This is a genomic window from Bifidobacterium sp. 7101 (assembly GCF_000499285.1).
Lineage (GTDB): Bacteria > Actinomycetota > Actinomycetes > Actinomycetales > Bifidobacteriaceae > Bombiscardovia > Bombiscardovia apis_A.
The window spans coordinates 421,421-444,252 of sequence record NZ_AWUN01000001.1; the positions used below are offsets into that span (position 1 = coordinate 421,421).

The following is a 22,832-nucleotide window of genomic DNA, read 5'->3' on the forward strand; positions in this document are numbered from 1 at the left end:
TGCATACATTGAGGATGGCCGTGGCCACAGCGGAATATTCAACGTTGTTTTTGCCCTGCCTGGCATGAGGCCGGTGGCGGCACTGTGATTAGGAGATGGTTTATGCCTCAGAAGATCAAGGCGTCGATTGCCTACGGCATCGGCAAGGGCTTTGCCCAGCCCGAGGAGATCATCATTGACGACCCCATTGGCGCGGAGGTCCTGGTGGACGTGCAGGCCTCGGGTCTGTGCCATTCGGATCTGCATCTGGTCGAGGATGACGACAAGTTCTTCCCCTTCCCGGCTGTGATCGGCCATGAGATCTCGGGCATCGTCGAGGCTGTGGGCCCCGAGGTGTCCGGGATCAAGGTCGGCGACCACGTGGTGGCCTCCCTGGAGCAGGTCTGTGGACACTGCGCCAACTGCCTCAAGGGTCAGCCCCAGTCCTGCACCCAGCAGCAGGAGTGCGTGCGCGGCGCGGGCGAGAAGCCCCGTCTGTCCTTCCCCGACGGTCGGCCCATCACCCAGGCCTTCGGCACCGGCGGTTTCGCCGAGAAGGCCCTGATTCACGAGAACCAGCTGGCTGTGGTCAACAACCAGGTCAAGTGGGATGAGGCTGCCTGCATCGGCTGCGCCACCATCACCGGAGCCGGAGCGGCCATCAACACCGCCCATGTGCGTCCCGGCGACACCGTGGCCGTCATCGGCACCGGCGGCATCGGCCTGAACATCATCTCGGGAGCCCGGATCTGCGGTGCCAAGCGGATCATCGCCATCGACCTGCTGGACAACAAGCTGGAGTTCGCCCGCAAGTTCGGCGCCACCGACGTCATCAACTCCAAGAACGAGGACCCTGTCGCCAAGGTGCGCGAACTGACTGACGGCGGCGTGGACCAGGCCTTCGAGGCCATCGGTCTGCCTGTCACCATGAAGCAGGCCTGGGACATGCTGGGTGTGGGCGGCACCGCTTACCCGATCGGCCTGACCAAGCCTGATGCCACGGTCTCCCTGGAGATCAACCCGGCCGACCTGCTGGTCCACCAGCGCGGCTTCAAGGGCGTGTGGATGGGCTCCACAAACATCAAGCACGATATCCCCATGTATGCCGACTTCGCTGTGGACGGGCGGCTGAACATGCATGACATCGTCAGCCAGCACATCAAGCTGAGCCAGATCGACGAGGCTTACAAGCAGCTGGTCAACGGCGAGGTCATCCGTTCGGTCATCACTGAATTCGACTGATCACTTCTCACTTCCCACTGTTCGGCATGGTTGCTGAAGGTTATGCCAAACAGGGGTTATGACAGGGTTTCTGATTACAGGAGGCTCCGGGTGTGCAAGGCATCCGGAGCCCCCTTGTTGTTTTGCTGATTCGAGAGCCGAATCAGGCCAGGAGCCTGCCGATGTTCTCTGCCACTGCGGATAGGTTGTCGGCGGCCTTGGCCATGGCATCCTCAAGGCTGACGGCACCGGGGCTGATGCTGAAGATGGCGTCGATGCCCACCTTGTAGAGTTCTTCGGTCCCGGCTCCCACGTTGCCCGCCAGGGCGATGACCTTGCAGCCCGGTGAGGACTCCTTGACGGCCTGGGCTGTGCCCATGGGGGTCTTGCCGAAACCGGTCTGGAAGTCGATGCCACCCTCGCCGGTGAAGCAGAGGTCGGCGCCGTGGGCCAGTTCCTTGAGACGGGTGGTCTCCACGACAATGTTGACGCCTGAGGCCATGACGGCCGGAGTGAAGGCCAGGAATCCTGCGCCCAGACCACCGGCGGCCCCAGCACCCGGCTTGGTCTCCACCTCCCGATGCAGGTCCTTGCGAATGACAGCAGCATAGTGGGCCAGGGCCGCATCCAGGGTGGCCACCATGGATGGGTCCGCCCCCTTTTGCGGTCCGAAGACGGCCGAGGCTCCTTCGGGGCCGGTCAGGGGGTTGGTCACGTCCGAGGCCAGGCGAATGCGGGTGTGGGCCAGACGGGGATCCAGCCCGGAGATGTCGATCCGGTCCAGCCTTGCCAGCGCCGCTCCACCCTGGGTCAGCTCATGTCCGTCGGCGTCCAGGAGCTGGGCACCCAGGGCCTGGGCCATGCCGGCGCCGCCGTCGTTGGTAGCCGAACCGCCAAGGCCGACGATGATCTCCTGCGCGCCCTGGTCCAGGGCTTTGCTGATCAGTTCGCCCGTGCCGTAGGTGGTGGTGATCAGGGGGTCACGGGTCTGTTCGTTGACGAACTGGATGCCGCTGGCCGCAGCCATCTCGATGGCGGCAGTCCGTCCGTCGCCCAGAATGCCGTAGCTGGCGTTCACGGTCTGACCCAAGGGCCCGGTGATCTGGGTCTGGATCATGTGGCCTGAGGTGGCATCGACCAGGGACTGGACCGTGCCCTCGCCACCGTCAGCCATGGGCACCAGGACCATTTCGGCCTTCAGGGGGCTGCGTCGCAATCCGCGTTCGATGGCTTTTGCAGCCTCCTTGGCGGTCAGGCTGCCCTTGAAGGAATCGGGTGCGATGATGATTTTCATGGTTTGTTGCCTTTCCTGACTCGTCGATTCAGAAGACCAGATAGACCAGCATGGCCACCAGGGTCATGGTCAGACCCACCAGGAACTCAAAGGGGACCACCTTCATCCGCTCGCCCAGGGTCATGTTGATGGACTTGGCGGTGACGTGGAAGTAGTTGCCGTGGGGCAGCTGGTCGATGACCGTGGCGCCCGCCTGCATGGTGACGGCGGCGGCCACCCCCGAGGTGCCAAAGGCCAGGATGGACTTGCCGAAGGAGCTGCTGCCCAGGATGACGCCCGTGGAGGTGGAAGCGGTGGCGGCAGCCATGAGGATGCCGGCGATGGGGGCCAGCATGGACCCAGGCACGCCCATGGCGTGGATGAGGTTGACGATCTGCTTGGGCAGGTCGGAGCTGGTGATCAGCCCGCCCAGGGCTCCGGCTCCGATCAGGATGAGAACCACATCAACCATGCGTTGCAGGCCGGCGCTGGTGTATGTGAGGATTTTGCCGCCCTGTCCCATGGCCAGCAGACCCAGGATGGATGCCAGGGGCAGGATGTACATGGCATCCACCTGGAACCGCTCCAGCAGACCGATGTGCAGAATGGAACCCACGGGATTGAGCAGGAGCAGGACCACGGCGGTGATCGGGGCCACCAGGGAGCGTCCCAGAGAGGGCAGATCCTTGTCCTTGGAGGCTTTAGCCGCATCCTCGCCCAGGTCGTCCATGGTGACGATCCGCCCGCGATGCTGCATGATGGTGGCCAGCAGGACGGCCATGGCCAGTCCGCATAGGGCCGGGATGAAGCTACCGATCATGACTGCCGAGGGCTGTACGTGGAACCCCGAGGCCACGGCGATGGTGTTTGGGTTGGGGGAGATGATGTTACCGGCCTTGCCACCCCCGGACAGGGCGATCAGCAGGGCCAGCTTGGAAATCTTGAGCCTGCTGCCGACCTCGATGGCAATGGGTGCCACGATCAGGACGGCCACGGGGATGAAGACCCCGACGGCGCAGATGATCATGGTGGCCAGGGCCAGGGAGAGGATGGCCATGCGTTCGCCCAGGCCGTCCACTATGGCTCGGGCTATCCGGTTGGCGGCGCCGGACTCCATCATGACCCCCGCCAGCACGCCGGCAGCCAGGACCCGGATTACCGTGCCCATGACGCTCTGGGAGCCGGCCACCACGATGTTGACTGTCTGGCCCAGGGAGGCGCCCCCGATCAGGCAGCCTACGATGGCTCCAAGCATGAGTGCATAGGTGGTGTTGAGCTTCCAGAGAATGAGGATGATGGCCAGGGCCAGGCCCAGCAGGGCGGTCCACCATGACAGGGTAATGTCCATGTCAGTTCCTTTGATCCGTAACTTGTGCCAGGGACCAGGGTCGGCATCGTCGTAGCTGCCGGACCAGTAACGATCCCATAATGTTTCTCACTTTCAGTGTGGCGCTGTTATGCACTTTTTGCCAGGTCACCCATACTCAAAAAGCGATGGATGACGTTGGCAAAAATGGTTCATGTACCATGTTCGTAGGGAGGCGAGCCATGACAATAGACCCTGCGACGGCGCAGACAATCGTCGACAATCTCAAGGATGTAATCGAGTACAATATCAACTTTTTCGACACCGAGGGAACCATGGTGGCCAGCACTGATCCTTCCCGCATAGGCAGCTTCCATGAGGCGGCCCGTCAGGCGGCCGTTGACTGCCAGACCGTTGCCGTGGATCGTCGGCATCCTTATCAGGGAGCCCGTGACGGGGTCAACGTGCCGGTGGTGCTCAACGATGCGGTGGTGGCGGTCATCGGAATCACGGGACCAGTGAACAAGGTGGGCGCTCTGGGCGGGATCATCGAGCGCATGACCGAGCTCATGCTCTGCGCCAACATGGAGCAGATTGCCCGATTCAACCGGCGGATCATGACCAGCAATCTGGTCAACCTGCTGACCCTGGAGCACAAGGACGACGAATTGATGAACGCCCTGGCCCTGGCCTTGGACCTGGATCTGTCTGGCCCGCGGCGGGCTCTGGTCGGCCGGGCGCCAGGTATCCGGCTGGAAAGGCTCAACCAGGATCGGCTCTACGAGAGGCTCTGCCAGACATGCCTGTCCTTCGGGGTTCCCCTTTTCGCCGTGAGCCCCAGGGACTTTCGCATCTATGCGCCTCGGATGGAGGATGCCGAGCTCGATGAGTTTGTGACTGCTCTGCGTCAGGCCCTGGGTAAGGTAGTCGGATCCAAGGTGGTGCTGGGCGCGGGGATGATTCAGGCGGATCCGGGCCAGTACTGGCACAGCTACCGGCAGGCCTGCGTCGCTGCGCGCTGGGCCGGGTTCACTGCCGATGACCAGCGGTATCGGTACGAGCAGATGGGCGAGGGGCTGCTGATTACCTCACTGCCCACCGAGCAGTGCCGGGCTTTTGTGGATCAGGTCTTTGCGGGCCTGGAGCCGGATCGCGTCGATCGGTTCGAGAGGGTTTTCAGTGCTTACACAAGCCACAACGGCAGCATCACCCACGCTGCCCAGGAGCTCTTCATCCACAAGAACACCATGCAGAACCGGCTGGATGCCCTGGCCAGAGAGACAGGCTACAACCCCCGCTGCCTGAGCGATTATCCCATCCTGGCCACAGCCTTCAAACTCCGCAGATACCTGGCCCACAAGGATGTTCCCGACGAGAGCGCCTAGTTGTGTGACCATGCTGAGACCGCTGACCAGCCTAAAGGGACGAACTGGACCTGGCCAGACTCTGTGCCCTAATTCTCTGCCGTCTGATGATCGGCGGAAAGCTGCTTCAGCTCGGCACGGACCTTCTGGAGCTTGGCGAAGGCTGTGTTGCGGTCCTGGGTGTTTCGTGCCCGGCCGTGGTCCCCGGTCAGCTTGACCTCCTGGGCCTTGAGCAGGTCGATGCGCTCGCGGACGGCGAGTCGGTTGTCCAGATCCGTGCCGTCAGTCTGTTCCAGGGTCACCTGGGCACACAGGCTGTCCCAGAGCTGGTCCATATCGTTGCCGACCAGGGTCAGGCCGGTCTTATCGGCAGGGCGAGGCCTGCCCAGGTGGAGCGTATGTCTGGTCTCATGACCGGCTTTGGTGGGCAGGGCCCGGCGGACGGCCGGTGTGCAGACGAGGCCCTCTTCGCCCTGGTGAATGGTGATAAAAACCATGCCTGAGGAGCGCATGGCGGCGATGTGTTCCAACACGTCCTCCGGCACATCGGGGGTCTTCAGCCCGACGGCCATGACCAGCACCTCATGGCAGTGCGTGCCATCCGTTACAGGGATGGTACCGGGCCGCAGCAGGGCCAGCATGACGATCTTGTCGACGCTGGTGGAAAAGTGCTGACGCAGTCGTGACGAGACGGGCGGTCGCGTGGTGAAGGCCCTTATGGGCAGTTCGCCCTTGGCTGCTGGGATGGCGGTGGTGGGCGGCAGACCCAGGGAGAGCGCGGATACGCCTTGGTAGCTTGCGATTGTCATCCTTGGCCTTTCTGTCGCTGTTTCCGTCATTCTACCGGCAGCAGCGCGACCAGGGGCAGGAGTGTCCGTTTGCCGGCATTGTATATTAGCTGTAAACCCACAAGACCGGATGCAAAGAGCAGTGCGGGTTGGAGTTATGAGGGCTGAATGATGAGCAATGATGCAAAGATGACCGTAACCGACGAGGAACGCGAGCTCCTGGAGGGCTGGACCGAGGTCGACGGGGATCTGGATGGTTGCAGTCCGGATATTGTTCGGGCCGTTCTGGGCTCCAGGCTGACCTTCGGACGTATGGACGCTCCCCGCTCCCGTCACTGGCAGGTGCCCGAGGGGGTGGACTGCCTGAACGACATCGCCTATGTGGACGACGGTTTGCGGGCCCACAAGCTGGATCTTTATCTGCCTCATGACGCCCTGCTGCGCAACGGCAGGGTGACACCGGTCTACATTGACATCCACGGCGGCGGGTTCATGTACGGCTACAAGGAGCTCAACCGGAACTTCTGCACCCACCTGGCCCAGCGCGGCTTTGCGGTCTTCTCGGTCAACTACCGGCTGGTCCCCAGCACGGACTTCATGGGCCAGCTGGATGACGTGCTGACGGCCCTGACCTGGATCAAGAACCACATGGACGAGTATCCAATTTCGCCTGATCGTATCTTTCTAACGGGAGACTCGGCCGGAGGCACCCTGGCCCTTTATGCTCTGGCTGTGGAGTCCGATGACCAATTCGCGCAGAGGCTGGGTCTGAAACCTGCTGGGCTGCGGCCCCGTGGCGCTGCTTTGGTCTCAGGGCTTTTCGACCTGACTCCTTATCTATCGGTAAATCTGGATGGTTTCCAACCCAGTGGCTCGCCCACCGATGCCTTGACTATGGTTGCTCCATCCTTCTTCGGGAGCTTCGTACAGGCTGGGGGTGACCAAGTGGCCGACCTGACGACCATGGTTGATATGGTCCACCTGCCGCCGGTATTCCTGAACACCAGCGCCGACGACTTTCTGCAGGGCGACGCTCTGGAGCTGGCCGGGATTCTGTGCAGGAAGGGTCGAGACTTCGAGCTGCATGACCTGAGGCCGAACCGCCTGCAGACCCTGGGGCACGTCTATCCGGTGGCCATGACCTGGCTGGAGGAGAGCCAGCAGGCCCTGGACCACATCCACGATTTCTCATACGACCTGATTTGAGCCCCCGTGCGCGCCCGATTCATCCGTTCGCTGGCTATGATGGGAAGAGAAAGGTGGGCATCGATGGCGTAAGGCCCCCGGTGTCTGCACCGCCGCTTACAGAGGAGTGATTCATGGACGAGAAGACCTTGGTAGAGAAGCTGAGCAACCTGGAGACCATCGACCAGCTGGTGGACCTGTCCAAGGAGATCGGCCAGCCCCTGTCATACAACGACGCGGACCAGCTCTTCGGCAGGATCAACCAGTGCAAGAATGATGTCGCACAGCTGGGCGGCGACACCATCGCCAAGCTGGCCAAGAAGGTCTTCAATATCTGAGGTATCAGAATCTGCAATATCAGATTCCATAAGGGCGGGTCGGCATCCGGTTCCGCCCTCTTTTTATGTCCGGTTTCCGGTTTCATGCCCGGGACCGGGCCTCCTGCTCAATCTGGGCCAGGCTCTTGCCACGTGTCTCGGGCACCATGACCCAGGCGAACACCAGGGCGCACACATTGATCAGGGCGAAGAGCAGGTAGGTGCCGGTGCCGCCCAGCCGGGCCAGCAGGGTGGGGAAGACCAGGGAAAGTCCGAAGTTGGTCAGGTTCATGGCCACGTTGGCGTAGCCCATGCCACGGCTCTTGACCTGCTGGGGGAAGATCTCGGACAGGAGCAGCCAGGTGACCGGGGCCACCAGCCCCTGGACGAAGACGACGTAGATCATCATCATCCCGATCATGATCCAGGCGGCAGTCCGTGACCCGCTGCCGGGGGCACCGACGAACCGGTAGCAGACCCCGATGGCGGCAAGGAAGACGATGGTGCCTGCAAGTCCCACAGCCAGAATGACGCGGCGGTCGAAGCGGTCGATCAGTCCCAGCCCTCCGATGGTGGCCGCTATGGCGGAGACCAGGATGACGGGCACGGTGGCGACCATGGACAGGGAGGGGTCGAAGCCCAGGGTGTCGGTGAAGATGGTCGGCGCGTAGTAGTTGACGATGTTCAGCCCCGTCAGCTGGTTGATCATTGCCACGCCGATGCCCACAATCAGCACCCGCCGGAGCCAGGGGGCCTTGAAACTGGCGGTCTTTGCGCTCGCAGGCTGCGACAGCTCCTGCATGGTCGCCCGGGCCTCCGCCTGGTCGCGGGTGGACTGAAGGAAGGCCGCAGCCTGACCCGGTTGGTCCAGGCGAATCAGGTGGTCCGGGCTGTCATGTAGGAAGCAGGCCAGCAGGGCCAGCAGGATGGCCGGTGGCACTAGGGCCCAGAGCATGGTCCGCCAGTCGGCACCCATCCGGTCCAGGATGGCGTTGACGCTGACCGCCAGCAGTTGCCAGACTACAATCATGACCGAGTTGACCGAAACCACCCGACCGCGTTCCGCAGTGCCGACCATATCGGCCAGGTAGATGGGCACGATGGTCGAGGTCATGCCGATGCCAGCCCCAATGATCAATCTTCCCAGTCCCAGCAGGGCCAGGCTGGGGGCCAGGGCGCTGAGCAGGGCTCCGGGGATGGCCAGCAGGGCACCGGCCAGGATGATGTGCTTGGGGCCGAAGCGGTCGTTGAACTTGCCAGCCAGGTAGGATCCCAAGGCGGCGCCTATCAGCAGGGCTGAGGTGACCATGCCCTGTTCGCCGGCCGTCAAGTGTCCGCCCGGGCCGGAGCCCAGGTTCATGCCGACCAGCGCGCCTGAAATGACGGTCAGGGTGTAGCCGTAGAGGCCGCCGGCCAGCACGCCCAGGGCGGTCATCAGTTGCAGATTGCGCCGCCGTCCTTGCATTGCAGCCATGGGTTCCCCTTTCGCCAGATCATCCGGGCAGAATCAGAGTAATCATAGGCATCCGGGGGAGTGGCCCGTCGGTTCGGCTCGCCATGTTGAACCAGGAAAACGCCCGGAGAACCAGCTTCTGGACTCGTTATCTGTGCCCTGTTTGCCGACTACATGGACATTTGAGGACATTGTCCACGACTTGCGCATGTCATAGGGGAGCGAAACTGCTCAATTTCGCATATGATAAACAAGCATCCACCACAAGGACATCGTGGGTGCATACGGCCATGGTTCCATACAGCCATGGCAATGAAAGGAAACATTGTATGCGTAAGCTGATTCTCGATCTGGACACTGGTGTCGACGACACTCTGGCTATCTCCTATGCCCTGGGCAGCCCCGAAATTGAGCTGATCGGCATAACCGGCACCTATGGCAACGTGCTCCTGGAGCAGGGTATCCGCAACGATCTGGCCATCACTGATCTGCTGGGCCACCCTGAGGTCAAGGTCTACCCGGGCCTGTCCCACGCCTCCAAGGCGGACTCCTTCGAGGTGCTGCCCGTCTCCGCCTTCATCCACGGAGAGAACGGCATCGGCGACGTGGCCATCCCCGACTCGGACCGCAAGGCTGAGACGCAGTCGGCCGTGGACTTCATCATCGATGCGGTCAACACCTACGGCAAGGATCTGGTCTACGTGCCCACGGGCCCCATGACCAACATCGCCGCCGCCCTGGCCAAGGAGCCTGAGATTGCCCAGCGCATCGGCTCCATCGTGCTCATGGGCGGGGCTCTGACCGTGCCGGGCAATGTGGATGCCTGGCAGGAGGCCAACATCTCACAGGATCCGGACGCGGCCGACGTACTCTTCCGCTCCGGCGCGCCTGTGACCATGGTCGGCCTGGACGTGACCCTGCAGACCCTGCTGACCTATAAGGAGACCGCCCGCTGGCGGCAGCTGGGCACTGCGGCAGGCAACTTCCTGGCTGACATGACCGACTTCTACATCAAGGCCTACGAGACCACCTCGCCCCACCTGGGTGGTTGCGGCCTGCACGATCCGCTGGCCGTGGGCGTGGCCGTGGATCCGACCCTAGTCACCACCCTGCCCATGAACATGAAGGTGGAGACCGAAGGCGCCACCCGTGGGCGCACCATCGGGGACGAGCAACGGCTCAACGACCCGAACAAGACCATGCGCGTGGCCGTCGGAGTGGACGTGCCCCGCTTCCTGGACGAGTTCATGACCCGCATCACGAAGCTGGCCTCCCAGGCTGACTGAGGTCCGTCATCCCCGGCAAGTTCACGCAAGAGAAAGAGAACTGAAGACATCATGTCCGAAAAGCAATCCACCGAGGATTCGACAGCAGTACGATCGCTGATCCTGCTGCTGATCACCTTCGTCCTGGGTACCCTGTGCCTGCAGGGCTTCAATCTGGTCTTCCAGCAGGTCGGCAAGGATGCCGGCGCTCCCGACCAGGCCTCGTTGATCACGGCCCTGCCCAGCATCGTCCTGGGCATCGTCTGCTTCATCTACGGGTCCCTGGGTGACTTCGTATCCCTACGCAAGCTGGTCACCTTTGGCCTGTGCATACTGTTCGTCGGGTCCATCTACGGATACGTGGCCAACACGATCATGGCCCCCAACATCTGGAATGTGATTGCGGCCCGGCTGCTGCAGACCGCCGGCGAGCAGGTGGCTGGCTCGGCCTACCTGGTCGTGGCCACCAAGTACCTCAAGCCCTCCCTGAAGGTGATCTTCTTCGGCATCTTCACGGCAGGCTACCAGGTGTCTGCCGCCATCGGCATCTTCGCCGCCGGTCTGCTCAGCTCCATAGCCTGGCAGTACCTCTTCCTGATTCCCGCGGTCACCATCATCTTCCTGCCCATCCTGCTCAAGAGCCTGCCCACCGGCGGCGGCAACGGCGAGAAGGTGGACTGGCTGGGCTTCGTCATCTTCGGACTGGCCACGGCTCTGCTGACCCTCTTCTTCTCTTACACGGCCTGGTGGCTGCTGGTGGCCTCCGCTGTCTGCTACCTGATCTTCGCCGTGTACATCAGCCGGGCCAAGAGCCCCTTCATCACCCCGGACTTCTTCCGCAACAAGCGCTGGCTGATGGGCATCGGGCTGATTCTGATCTTCTACTTCATGAACTACTGCATGTCGCCCATCTTCAACGCCATCGGACGTGACGTCTACAAGGTGTCGACCACCACGGTCTCCCTGCATGTGGTCTGGGCATTCCTGGTGGCCGCCGTGCTGGGCACGACCTCGGGCGCCATCGTGGACAAGATCGGCCGCAAGACCGCCATCATCATCGCCGCCTGCCTGATGATTCTGGGCTTCGCCGGGACGGCTCTGGTGGTCAATTCCGGCCTCCTGGCCCTGACGCTGACTGCCTGCGTCTACTATGCCGGGGTCGGACTGATGTATTCGCCCATCGTCTCCACCGTGCTTGACACCCTGCCCCAGGATCAGTCGGGCCGCGGCGTGGGCATGAACGATCTGGTCATGAACGTCACCGGCTCCATCGGCATCGCCATCATCGGAGGCCTGATGGGCAAGCCCAGCCTGGAGGGCTTCAGCATCATGGGCGCCACCGGGCCGGCCGCCAACTACAGCAACCTGCTGCTGATCGGGGCTGCCGTGTCCCTGCTGGGCCTGGTTGTGTATTTGGTCTGCAAGAAGACCATCTACGCCACGACTGCCGACCAGCAGTAGAACAGTTGTAGTCGACCGTCCGAGCTGGATAAGAGGAGTCGCTTCCTCTGTTCCGTTCGGGCGGTCGACTGATATGTGTGGTGGGGGCGCGGGAGGGAGTGTCGGCTCTCTTGGGGTTTGGGCCTTAATTGACACGTTTCCTCCCTGCTCCCCTATATGGGCCGGGGCGGGGGATTGATACGTGCCACCGGCCTTTTCTTACTCGAGTGAAGCGTGTAGCAGTTGGCGTGTTTCCTTCCGGTGGCGGCGTGAGGCCAGTATCCCGCCCATGCCGGTCATGCCGGTGGCCAGGGCGAGCAGGATGCCTTCCCCGCCTGCCTTGGGGAGCACGCCTGCGGGCAGGTACGTGTATCGGAGGGAGGTGTCCGGCGTTTGGGGTGCGCCGCCCAGCGTGTAGTCCACGCTGACCGTGACCGTGCCCGGCTGGTGCGCGGGTGTGAGTACGGTCACGCTATTGCCATCACCGCGGGTCAGGTTCGTGCCGGGGCTGGTCTCGAATTTGACGCCGGTGATCACCAGCTGCAAATTGAACGACACCGGCACAGGAGCTGACTTGTTGTTGGTGGTGCCGTCGCCGAGCCTGCCAGAGTCGTTTAATCCCCATGCTTCTGTGTTTCCGTCCGCGCCGATCGCCAGCGAGTGCTTTTGCCCGCCGCTAACCTGTACGGCTTTCAGTCCTTTGCTCGCGTCGTTGGGGCTGGCGGGGTCGCGCACGTGCACAGGAACAGACGTGTTGATGGTGCTGTTGTTGCCGAGCTGGCCATAGCCACCGTCTCCCCAGGTGTAGGCGTATCCGTCGCTGCCCGCGGCCAGCGAATGATCGCCTCCGGCGCTGACCTGTGTGGCTTTCAGTCCTTTGCTCGCGTCGTTGGGGCTGGCGGGGTCGCGCACATGTGCAGGAAGAGGATTCGCACTGTAGTTGCTGGTGGTATTGTTGCCGAGCTGACCCCATTGGTTGTATCCCCAGGCGTAGGCGTATCCGTCGCTGCCCACTGCCAGCGAATGATAGTATCCGCCGCTTACCTGTGTGGCTTGTAGTCCTTTGCTTGTGTCCCTAGGGCTGGCGGGATCGCGCACGCGCACAGGAGCAGACGAATTACTGCTGCTGTTGTTGCCGAGTTGGCCATAGTTGTTCCATCCCCAGGCGTAGGCGTATCCGTCGCTGCCTATTGCCAGCGAATGAAACTCTCCGGCGCTGACCTGTACGTAGGTGAAGTCAGCAGTCAAATCCGGATACGTCTTGCGGTCAGGTGTCTTCACCCTGACCGGCGCATACCCAGTGGTGGTTGTCCCGTCGCCGAGTTGGCCTTGCGCGTTCGATCCCCAGGCATAGGCGTTGCCGTCGCTGCCCAGGGCCAGCGAATGCCGGCCTCCGGCGCTGACCTGTACGTAGGTGAAGTCCGTAGGCAGGTCCGGATACGTCTTGCGATCAGGCTGCTTGACTATGACCGGTGTAGTCCTTTGAGTGGTTGTCCCGTCGCCGAGCTGGCCAGCGCTGTTGTTTCCCCAGGCGTAGGCGTTCCCGTCGCTGCCCACGGCCAAGGAAAAACCATAGGAAATGCTACCGTCGTTTTCTGATCCGCTGATCTGGCTGAATCTGATGCCCCGGCTGGCGTCTGGCGGGGTAATGGTGGTGGATTCCCTGCCCAGCTGGCTGCCCTTGTCGGGGCTGATGCTCCACTTGTTGTTCTGACTTTCGGTCCACCTGGCGGTCAGGGTCAGGTTCTTGTCGACGGGCTTACTGAAATCATAGGCGATCTGCCCGATGAACCATCCGTCGAACAGGTAGCCTTGGCGCGCCGGGTCTGGGGAGGGCCGCTTCACCCTGCCGTTCGGAGTGGAGAAACTCTGGTCTGCTGGTTCGGGGTTCCCGCCTCTCGTGTCGAAGCGGACTGTGAGCGTGGATCGTGGTTCGACATCTCGTGTCAGCGGCTGGTCGACCGTGTAGGTGAGGTTTCTGGTGAAGGGCTGGCTGTCCTGTCTGCCGGCGATGAGGATGGCGGCTGGCCCGGGCTTGTGGGCGGGTATGTCCGCCTGCCATGAGTCATTGTTCTTGGTGAGTTTGAGTGGCTGGCTGTCCAGACTGGCTGTTTCCAGGCTGGGCACCTGGGTGGTATCCAGCCTGGCTGGCCTGCCGGGCTGACCCTGTTCATCCAGACTCCACCTGTACATGTCGCCTTGCCTGCTGATGGCGGTGATCCTGCTGCCGATGCTGGCGACCTGCATGTACTGCTGGTTTCCATCGTCCGCGCGCGCGGGCTTGCTGCCAGGCTTCCAAGCTCAGACATGGCCATCCTTGCTGGTGATGATGGCCTGATCATCACTGCTGTTCATTCTGCCGATCTGCGCGCCGCCGGGCAGACTTACGGCTATAAGGCTGGTTGTGTTGTCGGCCAGGTGATGGGCCTGCCCGTCCGCATTCAGTAGGAGGAACCCCTGGTTGAGGACCTGGGCCTGGATGATGCGCATTCCTTGGTCTTGTTTGATGCGTGCGGGCTTGATGTTGCCTATGCTGCTCGTATCCCAGGTCCAGGTCTGCCCGTCCGCGTCCACAATGAGGATGCGGCTGCCGGATGCGGCGGTGGTGACGGCCTTCGCCTGTCCGGGCAGGCTGAGCGTGGTCTGTTCGATAGGCTTCGGGTTCAGGTTCTGGCTGCCCGTCAGGGTGGTTTGGAAGGCGTGGACCTGTCCCTGCTGGTCTACTGCGAGCAACAGGTCATCGTTGATGCTAATGCTGGTGAACCCGGCGTTCCGGTCGGTGTCGACGATGGTGGGTGTGGTTTGTTGGCTGTTCCAGGTGTAGATGTGCTGGTCGGATCCGAGCGCAGCAAGCTGTTCGGTGCTGGCTGTGGTCTGCAGGTAGTGGAACCCGTCGGGAGCCTGGGCAGGGGAGGGAATCTGCTTGGGCGTGCTGTCTTGTGCCCAGGCGTAGAGGCGGCCGTCGCCGGTCAGACCGACAGTCTGCTCTCCCGCGGCTTGGACGTTGACAAATTGAGGGTCCTCGGTTTCGGGCGGGTTGATAGTCAGCTGGGCTCCGGTGGCGGGACCGTGGTCCGGGCTCAGCGTCCAGTCCGTGGTCTTCGACCATTGTGCTTTTAGTGCCGTGTCTCTAAGGATGGGGGTCTGGAAGTCGAAAGGCTGGCCGTCGAGTGTCCACCCCTCGAATCGGAAGCCCTCACGTTGTGGGTTCTGTTGCGGAGGGTATACAAGGGTGCCGCTTTTCACGGTTGCCTGGGTGGGTGTGCTGCCGTCGGCTGGGTCGAAGCGCACTGTATGTGAAGCTTGATCTTCGGCATCGATTGGCTTGACCGGTGCGGTGTCTGGGCTTCGGGTGGTGTCCGTCGGCGTTGACGGGTTTGGGCTTGATGTCGTGGGGTTCAGGAGCGGGGTGGTCTCTATGGGTGATGGCGAAGGCAGTGGGATGCTGGTTGTGCTTCCGGGGGGAATGCCGGGGTTTTGCTCGGCTACGTGAGGGGTCTGGTGATTCCCCTCCCTTTCGATAAATGCAGGGGCGTCCGCGTTGGCGGACACCGCTGCCAGGCCTGCCAGCAGGCCCAGCAGAAGGATCACTGTCGCCGAGGCACGACGGATACGGGTACCCAGATGCATAAGCCGAAAACCTTTCGCCAACATCGGACACAGCGACTTCGAACATCTCCAAAAACGTGCCGATGGCCTCTGTTTACAACGTCCTATCCGTCAGGAAGCCGTCCAACTCTACACTGCTCAAGCCATATCAAAACCCAGCCAACTCCCCAACATCACTGCATTTATCATGCTACCCGAAAAAGGGAGCATAGGAAGCCATTTGTGATAATGGGTTCATATAGGTAAACCAGCTTCGGACTTTGTACCAGCTCACCATTTCTGGTGATTGCGTTACTGGTAAAAACAGCGCACAAGCATTGGTCTGCAACCGGTATTCCCCCCCCCCTGAAGCCATCTGTCTGTCCGGCGATAGAATGGGCTGACGAATCAGGCGCGAGGGAAGCGACGGCTTTAGTGACGACTTTGGACGATGTGGCCGGTGAGGCCGGGGTGTCGAGGATGACGGCATCCAATGCCCTACGCGGCAAATCCTCGGTCAAACCCTCCACGGCACGTCGTGTGCTGGAAGCGGCGCAACGCCTGGGGTATCGGCCTAATCTGGCGGCCCGGCGGCTCAGCTCGGGCAGATCCGGGATCATCGGCTTCTCCACGGTGGAGCTGGACCGTTCGCCCTTCTCGGCGGCTCTGGCGGCGGCAGTATCGGATCAGGCTTTCAGCATGGGGTACCAGACCCTGATTCAGCAGACCCGACAGATGGCCAGCTACGAGTCATCCATGGTGGCAGACATCGCCACCCAATTCTGTGAGGGGACCATCCTGTCCGCGCCGGTCCTGTCCGCGGACTCCATTACCGCCCTCAATCGATGCTATCCCTTGGTGGTTTTCGACGGCCCTCAACTGGACCGGTCCGTAGACACCGTGCGCAGTCCTAACCGCCAGGGTGCCCAGGCGGCAGTGGAGCATCTGATAGACCATGGTTGCCGGCGGATTCTGGTTCTTGGTGCTTCCTACAAAGCCTCAGACCAACTGGTTCAGTCCAGCCTAGGGCAAGACCAGAGGCTCTTGGGGGCCATGAAGGCAGCACAAGGCCATGGAATCCGCCTAGGGCCTGAAGATGTGGTCGACTGCGACTGGAATCAGGGCAGCGCCGACCAAGCAATTGCTGCACTGCTGACTCGCCACAGGGAATTTGACGGGGTCTTCGCCCTGACGGATGTGGTGGCCATCGGGGCCCTGCACGCGCTGGGGGAACATGGGGTGCGGGTGCCCGAACAGGTGGCCCTGGTCGGTTTCGACGGGCTGGAAGTGTCCCGCTTCCTCACGCCCGCCCTATCGACCATCCGCGTGGATACGAACCTGGTGGCGGCCGAGTGCCTGCGACTGCTCATGGCTCGGATGAAGGATCCGCCCGGCAGGCATCAGCCCGAGCAGGTGGTCCTGCCCTTCACGCTGGTGGAGTCTGGCAGCACAGCCCGGTCCTGAGCCCCTCAACCGCGAATCAGCGCTAGAGCCAGCAAGTCAGGGGTGGGACCCTCGGCTCCGGCCTGGATCTGCACCCTGACGGCCCGGTCGGGCAGGGCGTCCAATCCACGACCTGTCAGGGGGTAGCGGTCCAGTATTCTGCCGTTTTCGCGGCTTCTTACGGGCTGGCCCAATTCCAGGCCCTCCGCCTGCAGGGAGTAGGGCGCAGTGCTGCCCTGGTCCCGCATGGACACCTCCAGCATTTTCGCTCCGCCTGTGGCGTCCCGCAGCCGGTATGAGAAGCAGCCCCCAGCCAGGGCGTGACGGGTGTTGATTCCTTCAATCAGCTCCTGCCGGTCATTCCTGCCCTGATACTCGTGGTCGATTTCGGACTGCTGGGACCCGCAGTCCACACGGTCGCAGACCTGCATCTCGTGGGCCTGCTCCTGGGCATCGATCTCTTCCAGGGCTCGGTGAACACGGTCCCTATCGCTATCCTGTGCCCAAGGCAGGTAGACCGAGTAGCGGGAGGCCTCGATGGATGTGAAAGGGACCAGCAGCAGGCGTGAATCGGTCCACCCTGGTTTTCCGTCCTTGGGTCTGGAGACGGCCACCTCTATGGCGCCGTCGTCCTGGGGGTGGGGCAGCAGGAAGTCCTGGGGTTCCCCTTGGAGCACGGGAAGGTCACCCAGCGGACGCAGGGGGCCGGAGGCGATGTGTCCGGCACGGGAGTCGTCGGCCTTCAGGCCTATCAGGTCGGCATCGTCGCTGCGGGCGGCCATGACCTTGACGCCGCGCAGCAAGCTGACCCAGTCCGAACCGTCCGGCAGGGGCTCGGCAGTCACCCGAACCTGGTGGCACAGCTCCAGGCTCACCCGGCCGGTCCAGGTCAGATGCAGGTGGTCGAAGCGTGGGCGACCATCCGAATCGGCCTTCGCTGGCTCGACGGTCATGTCCGCCTGGCCTTGTGCGATCCGGTACTCGGCACCCTCCAGCCACCAGGGATGGCGCAGGTAGAGGTCCAGGGTCTGCCGACTTTCGTCGTCGGCCTCCAGGTCCAGACGGCCCAGGTTGGTGGTCCCGGGGCCTGGAGTGTAGGTCAGGCTGACTCGCAGTCCGCGCTGGGTCCAATCCAGGCTGGCGGGGATGAAGAGGTTGACCGCCAGGGACTCGGATTGCTGGCCGGAATCCTTCCCGGGTCGGCGCTCGAAGATCATGGCACCATAGCGGGCATGGTTTTCCAGTCCGGTGCCCACACAGCACCAGAAGGAACGCTGTGCGCTGGAATAGACCCTGTAGTGCCGGGGTCGCATGGGGGTGAAGTAGACGAAGCCGTGCTCGTGGATGCCCACCGTGGAGACCAGATGGTTGACCAGGACCCGTTCATAGAAGTCCAGGTAGCGGGCCTGCCCGGTGCGGTCGTAGAGGCGCAGGGCCAGCTTGGCCATGTTGTAGCTGTTGCAGGTCTCCAGGCCCTCGCGGGAGGTGACCATGGCCGAGAAGTCGTCCGGCGGATTGAAATGTTCGGAGATGGAGTGGGCCCCGATAGAGACCGTTCGTTTGTCCACCACCCCATGCCAGAAGGTGTCCACGGCTGTGTGGAAGGCCTCGTCTCCGGTGATCTCGGCCAGACGCTCGTAGCCCAGGACCTTGGGTATCTGGGTATTGGCGTGCAGGCCGGTCAGCTGGTCCTTGCCGGCGGCCAGCGGCTCGAAGAAGGGAAGGTCGGTCAGGCGACGGGCCTGGCGAAGATAGCGGTCCTTCCCGGTCAGCTGATAGAGGCGGGCGAAGGCCTCGTTCAGACCTCCGTACTCGCAGGTCAGCATGGTCTGAAAATCCTGTTCATCGATATTGTCTGCCAGGTCGCACCACCAGTCGGCCAGGCGCAGGACCATGACGCGGGCCATGTCGGAGGCGCTCTTGGTTTGGAAGGACTGCCAGCAGTCCAGCAGGCCGGCGAAGAGCTTGTGCAGGTTGTAGAGGGGCACCCAGGAGCCCAGCAGGTCGAAGGACTGTGCCTGCACATGACTCTGCCGCAGGTTTCGGAAAAGCTGGGCGCTGTGAGGCATGCCGCCCAGGAAGCCGTCGCCCGAGGCCTCCTGGCACTCGAGCAGGCCGGTCAGCATACGGGTGGCGCGCTCCAGGAAGGGCCAGGTTTGCAGACTCTGCCAGTAGGCCGCCAGTCCGGACAGGTAGTGGCCGCCGATGTGGCCGTCCAGGCCCATGGACTCCCAGTTGGGGTATGGATCCGCCTTGGCGGGCAGACCTGCCTCGCGCCGGTAGGGGGCCAGAAGACGATTGGGATCCAGGCTCAGCAGGTAGTCTGCGCCGGCCTGCTGCGCATCGGCGTAGATGCTGCCGGGGGTCAGACGGACCTGGGATGGGTTGAAGCGGACATCCAGCCCAGGATGGTCTTGCACGGACTGGGATTGATGGCGTGCGTCGGTCATGGCTCCTCCTTGCAGTGCCGTTTGGACTGGCCTGCGTTGGCTGAGTCGTTGGCAGTGCTGCTGATAATTGTAGCGCTACATATATTGTCCATTCCGGCAAAGCTGCCATGCGATGCCAAAGTCGTTTGGCGGAAGAATATGGGTGGCCCCATTGCGTTGGGGGAGTTAGGGCCACCCGTGCGGTCCGGGGGTGTTTGGGGATAGTGATAACCCGGACCTACTTACACGAGGGAAGTCTTTATTGTTGTCGGCTGAGGGTTTCCAGCCGGTGGCGTCTGGCTGCTGCGGCGCATGCGAAGGCGAGCAGCCCGGCTATCAGCAGGGGGACCAGGCCGCCTCCACCGGCCCTAGGCAGCAGGCTGATGGAGTTGTACCGATACGTGTTGCTGGTGTCGGGGGTTTGGTCTGCTCCGTTCAGCCTCCAGTCGATGGTGACGGTTGACGTGCCGGGCATGTGCGCCGGGGTGGTCGCCGTCCAGGTGCCGTCGGAATTCCGGGTCAGGTTGGAGGCTTCCGCATTGTCGAACAGGACATGCGTGGGTATGCCTAGCTCAGGGAAGTCGTCCTTGGCTGGGCTGGAGGTCTGAGCGCTGCCGGTGTCGCGGCCCAGCTGGCCGTTGGCGTTGTCTCCCCAGCTGTAGAGGTTGCCGTCCGACCCCAGAGCCAGGCAGTACGATTCTCCTGCGCTGGCCTGGGTGAAGGTGATTCCTGCTGGGGTATCCACCTTGTTGGGCCTGTCTGACGAGATTTTGCCGCTGTCTCCCCAGGTGTAGAGGTTGCCATCGGAACCCAAGGTAATGGAATGCTTGTCTCCTGCGCTGGCCTGGGTGAAGGTGAGACCAGCCGGGGTGTCGACCTTGCCGGGCTTGTCAGCGGAGGTGCTGTTGGTGTCGCGGCCTAGGCGTCCCTTGGCGGCATTGCCCCAGGTGTAGAGGTTGCCGTCGTCGCTTACGGCCATGGAGTGGCTTCCGCCGGCGCTGGCCTGGGTGAAGGTGACGCCTACTGGGGTGTCGGCTTTGCCGGGCTCGTCTGCAGGAGTGCCGGTGGTGCTGCGTCCGAGCTGGCCGTGGGTGTTGTCTCCCCAGGTGTATATCTGGCCTTGCGTGTCTACGGCCAGTGTGTGGCCCTGGCCTGCGCTGACACTGGTGAAAGTAAGGTCTGCCGGGGTGTCGGCTTTGCCGGGCTTGTCAGCGGGAGTGCTGCTGGTGACGGTACGGCCCAGACGACCGGCGCTGTTGTCGCCCCAGGTGTAGATGTTGCCGTCCGAGCCCAAGGCCACGGCATGCGATCCGCCTGCGCTCGCCTGGACGAAGGTGATGCCTGCCGGGGTCTCAACCTTGTTGGGCCTGTTGGCTGGAGTGCTGCTGGTGACAGTGCGTCCCAGCTGGCCTAGACTGTTGTCTCCCCAGCTGTAAAGGCTGCCATTCGAGGCCAGGGCCACGGAAAATCCATAGCCTGCGCTGATATGGACGAAGTTGACGCCTGCAGGAGCCTCCGCCTTGCCTGGATGGCTGTCCTGCTTATCGGTGGTGTCGCGGCCCAGCTGCCCATGGCTGTCGTTGTCCCCCCAGGTGTAGAGGCTGCCGTCGGAGCCCACAGCCCCGGAATGAATGTCTCCTGCATCGATCTGGCTGATGCGGATGCCGCGTGCCGGCGGTGGGGTCAGGGTAACGGTCTGGCCGCCGCTCTCAGGCCCGTTGTCCTTGTCGAGCTTCCATTTGGTGTCAGCATTGCTCCAGTGGGCGGTCAGGGTCACCTTGCCGGTGACCGGCCTGCTGAAGTCATAGGCTGTGTCGCCGATGAACCAGCCATCGAATAAATAGCCCCTCCTGATCGGATCCCTATCGGGGCGTTTCATTGGGTTGCCCTCAGTCACGGACTGCCAGTAGAACCCAATGCCGTGGGCGGTGTCGAAGGTGGGATGATAGGTTTCCAGGTACCTGTAGGGCAGGTGTGCGTCCGGACGTTCGCCGTTCCTCTTCCAGGTGATGACTGCATCCACCTTGCCGCGATCATGTTTGGGTGTGATGACGCTCCAGGTGCCGTCCGAGTTGGCGTCGAGGTTGGTGCCGGGCGTCCCGCCGAAACTCACGTTATCGGGCTTGGGATCCTCGGGGAATACGACCATGCCGGGGCGGCTGTCGTACTTGCCGCTGGTGGGTCGTCCCAATTCGCCGTACTGGTTGTATCCCCAGCTGTAGAGGTTGCCGTCGGAGCCAAGGGCCAGGGAGTGGGAATAGCCGGCGCTGATCTGGGTGAATTGTGCGATGCCCGTCGGCATGGTCACCTTACCGGGTTTGGTGTCATATTTGGCTGATCCGGTGTCGCGACCCAGCTGGCCCCAATCGTTGTTTCCCCAGCTGTAGAGGTTGCCATCCGAGCCCAAGGCCAGGGTATGCCTGCGTTCTGTACTGATCTGGGTGAATTTCTTGACGCCTGCCGGCATGGTCACCTTGCGTGGTCTGCGGTCTTGTACTGCTGATCCGGTGTTGCGTCCCAGCTGACCGTATTCGTTGTATCCCCAGCTATAGAGGTTGCCGTCGGCGCCGATGGCCAGGGACGTCCAATCTCCAGTCATGATCCACGTGTATTTCTTGACGCCTATCGGTGTGGAGACCTTGCGCGGTGATTGGTCTTGTCCTGCCAAAGCGGTGTCGCGTCCAAGTTCGTAGTAAGCATTGTTTCCCCAGCTGTAGAGGTCACCGTCCGAGTCCAGGGCCATGGAGTAGAAAGTCCCTGCGCTGATCTGGGTGATTTTCGCGACACCTGCCGGCAGGTCCACTCTGCCTGGCTTGGCGTCGTGTGTGGCTGAACCCGTGTCGCGTCCCAGCTCGCCGTAGCTGTTTGAGCCCCAGCTGTAGAGGTTTCCGTCGGATCCTAATGCCAGGGAATGCCAGGCTCCCACGCAAGCCTGGGTGAAGCGGACACCGGCCGGAGGAGTGACCAGCGCCGGCTGGTTGTCTAACAGGGGATTGCCGTTAGAGTCACGTCCCAGCTGGCCATGTTGGTTGTCTCCCCAGCTGTAGAGGTTGCCGTCCGATCCCAGAGCCAAGGAATGAGAGAGTCCTCCGCTGACCTGGGTGAAGCGGACGCCGGCCGGTGGGTTGACCAGGCTCGGTGTGCGTTTTTCTTCTTCAGGGGTTCCCGCTTTGTAGTTGTTGTTCCCCCATCGGTAGAGGTTGCCGTCTGAGGCTATGGCCTGGGACCCATCTTCCTCTGCCGGGATGATGTGGCTGAAGCGTATGTCTGGTGTGGTGGGCTGGGTCAGCGTGATCTTGTCTCCTCCGGTGGCTTTCCCTGAGGTGGGGGAGAGGCTCCAGGCGCTGGTTCCCTTGGTCCAGTGGGCGGTCAAGGTGAGGTCTGTGGTGACGGGCTGGGTGAAGTCGTAGGCCACCTTGGAGTCGCCCTTGGCGTCTTTGGTGAACCAGCCGTCGAAGAGGTAGCCGTCCTTGGTCGGGTCTTGTGCGGGTCGACTGGCCGGGGTGCCTTCGGCAATGGTCTGTTGGTCGATGCTGCTGCCGTTGTCGCTGTCGAAGACGACCTGGTACGAGGTTGAACCTGTCTGAGCACGACCGGCTGCTGTGCTGACGGATGCGTCTGTTTGCCGGGGCGGGCTGATAGGTTTGGCGATGGCGTCGGCCGCAGTGAGGCCGCCGATGATCATACTGGCTGGAAGAATAACGATGACCTTCAAAAGGTCTACAACAATGGCTGACCGGGAAGACACGTCCGGATGGCACATGATCGCTACAAACCCCTT

At 62.4% G+C, this 22,832-nt stretch carries 15 protein-coding genes; 7 read left to right on the plus strand and 8 right to left on the minus strand.

Annotated features, from left to right (window positions below):
• Positions 1-102: 102 nt before the first annotated feature.
• Positions 103-1,221 (plus strand): zinc-binding dehydrogenase, encoded by a 1,119-nt coding sequence (locus P272_RS0101615; RefSeq protein WP_052323105.1) that lies wholly within the window; start codon positions 103-105, stop codon positions 1,219-1,221.
• A gap of 142 nt (positions 1,222-1,363) precedes the next feature.
• On the opposite strand, the gene P272_RS0101620 is transcribed toward P272_RS0101615, so the two are convergent.
• A complete protein-coding gene (locus P272_RS0101620) occupies positions 1,364-2,494 on the minus strand; it encodes a glycerate kinase (RefSeq protein WP_029677828.1) in 1,131 nt (376 codons plus the stop codon).
• A 28-nt stretch (positions 2,495-2,522) separates the two neighbouring features.
• Positions 2,523-3,821, minus strand: coding sequence for a GntP family permease (locus P272_RS0101625; protein ID WP_029677829.1), 1,299 nt, complete (start codon positions 3,819-3,821; stop codon positions 2,523-2,525).
• Positions 3,822-4,021: 200 nt separating this feature from the next.
• Here P272_RS0101625 and P272_RS0101630 point away from each other — a divergent pair, with 200 nt between their 5' ends.
• Positions 4,022-5,164 carry a CdaR family transcriptional regulator gene (locus tag P272_RS0101630; protein WP_029677830.1) on the plus strand — a complete coding sequence of 381 codons (1,143 nt, stop codon included), beginning with the start codon at positions 4,022-4,024 and terminating at the stop codon, positions 5,162-5,164.
• A 68-nt stretch (positions 5,165-5,232) separates the two neighbouring features.
• Here P272_RS0101630 and P272_RS0101635 read toward each other — a convergent pair whose 3' ends face one another.
• The gene (locus tag P272_RS0101635; protein WP_029677831.1) at positions 5,233-5,952 is read right to left on the minus strand and encodes a DUF4391 domain-containing protein; all 720 of its coding nucleotides are present in this window, start codon (positions 5,950-5,952) and stop codon (positions 5,233-5,235) included.
• Positions 5,953-6,120: 168 nt separating this feature from the next.
• On the opposite strand from P272_RS0101635, the gene P272_RS0101640 reads away from it, so the two are divergent.
• A complete protein-coding gene (locus tag P272_RS0101640; RefSeq protein ID WP_253269639.1) occupies positions 6,121-7,137 on the plus strand; it encodes an alpha/beta hydrolase in 1,017 nt (338 codons plus the stop codon).
• 113 nt (positions 7,138-7,250) lie between these two features.
• Positions 7,251-7,454, plus strand: a complete 204-nt coding sequence (locus tag P272_RS0101645; protein WP_029677833.1) for a hypothetical protein — start codon at positions 7,251-7,253, stop codon at positions 7,452-7,454.
• 82 nt (positions 7,455-7,536) lie between these two features.
• Here the strand turns inward: P272_RS0101645 and P272_RS0101650 are convergent, their stop codons facing one another.
• Positions 7,537-8,907 carry a sugar porter family MFS transporter gene (locus P272_RS0101650; RefSeq protein WP_029677834.1) on the minus strand — a complete coding sequence of 457 codons (1,371 nt, stop codon included), beginning with the start codon at positions 8,905-8,907 and terminating at the stop codon, positions 7,537-7,539.
• Between the two features lie 308 nt (positions 8,908-9,215).
• Between P272_RS0101650 and P272_RS0101655 the strand changes: the two genes are divergently transcribed.
• Together P272_RS0101655 and P272_RS0101660 are read left to right on the plus strand one after the other, a co-directional pair.
• Complete coding sequence (locus P272_RS0101655) at positions 9,216-10,172, plus strand: nucleoside hydrolase (protein ID WP_029677835.1); 957 nt, start codon at positions 9,216-9,218, stop codon at positions 10,170-10,172.
• 51 nt (positions 10,173-10,223) lie between these two features.
• Positions 10,224-11,612, plus strand: a complete 1,389-nt coding sequence (locus P272_RS0101660) for an MFS transporter (protein ID WP_029677837.1) — start codon at positions 10,224-10,226, stop codon at positions 11,610-11,612.
• A gap of 198 nt (positions 11,613-11,810) precedes the next feature.
• On the opposite strand, the gene P272_RS09610 is transcribed toward P272_RS0101660, so the two are convergent.
• Positions 11,811-13,838 carry an RCC1 domain-containing protein gene (locus P272_RS09610; RefSeq protein ID WP_052323106.1) on the minus strand — a complete coding sequence of 676 codons (2,028 nt, stop codon included), beginning with the start codon at positions 13,836-13,838 and terminating at the stop codon, positions 11,811-11,813.
• A gap of 54 nt (positions 13,839-13,892) precedes the next feature.
• Entirely contained in the window at positions 13,893-15,221 is a 1,329-nt protein-coding gene (locus P272_RS09615) for an InlB B-repeat-containing protein (RefSeq protein ID WP_029677839.1), read from the minus strand.
• A gap of 393 nt (positions 15,222-15,614) precedes the next feature.
• Between P272_RS09615 and P272_RS0101675 the strand changes: the two genes are divergently transcribed.
• On the plus strand, positions 15,615-16,643 hold the full coding sequence (locus tag P272_RS0101675) for a LacI family DNA-binding transcriptional regulator (protein WP_029677840.1): 1,029 nt from the start codon (positions 15,615-15,617) through the stop codon (positions 16,641-16,643).
• Between the two features lie 5 nt (positions 16,644-16,648).
• On the opposite strand, the gene P272_RS0101680 is transcribed toward P272_RS0101675, so the two are convergent.
• Both P272_RS0101680 and P272_RS08825 read right to left on the minus strand, forming a co-directional pair.
• Complete coding sequence (locus P272_RS0101680) at positions 16,649-19,072, minus strand: beta-L-arabinofuranosidase domain-containing protein (protein ID WP_052323108.1); 2,424 nt, start codon at positions 19,070-19,072, stop codon at positions 16,649-16,651.
• Between the two features lie 238 nt (positions 19,073-19,310).
• Complete coding sequence (locus P272_RS08825) at positions 19,311-22,736, minus strand: RCC1 domain-containing protein (RefSeq protein WP_172636686.1); 3,426 nt, start codon at positions 22,734-22,736, stop codon at positions 19,311-19,313.
• Between the last annotated feature and the right edge of the window lie 96 nt (positions 22,737-22,832).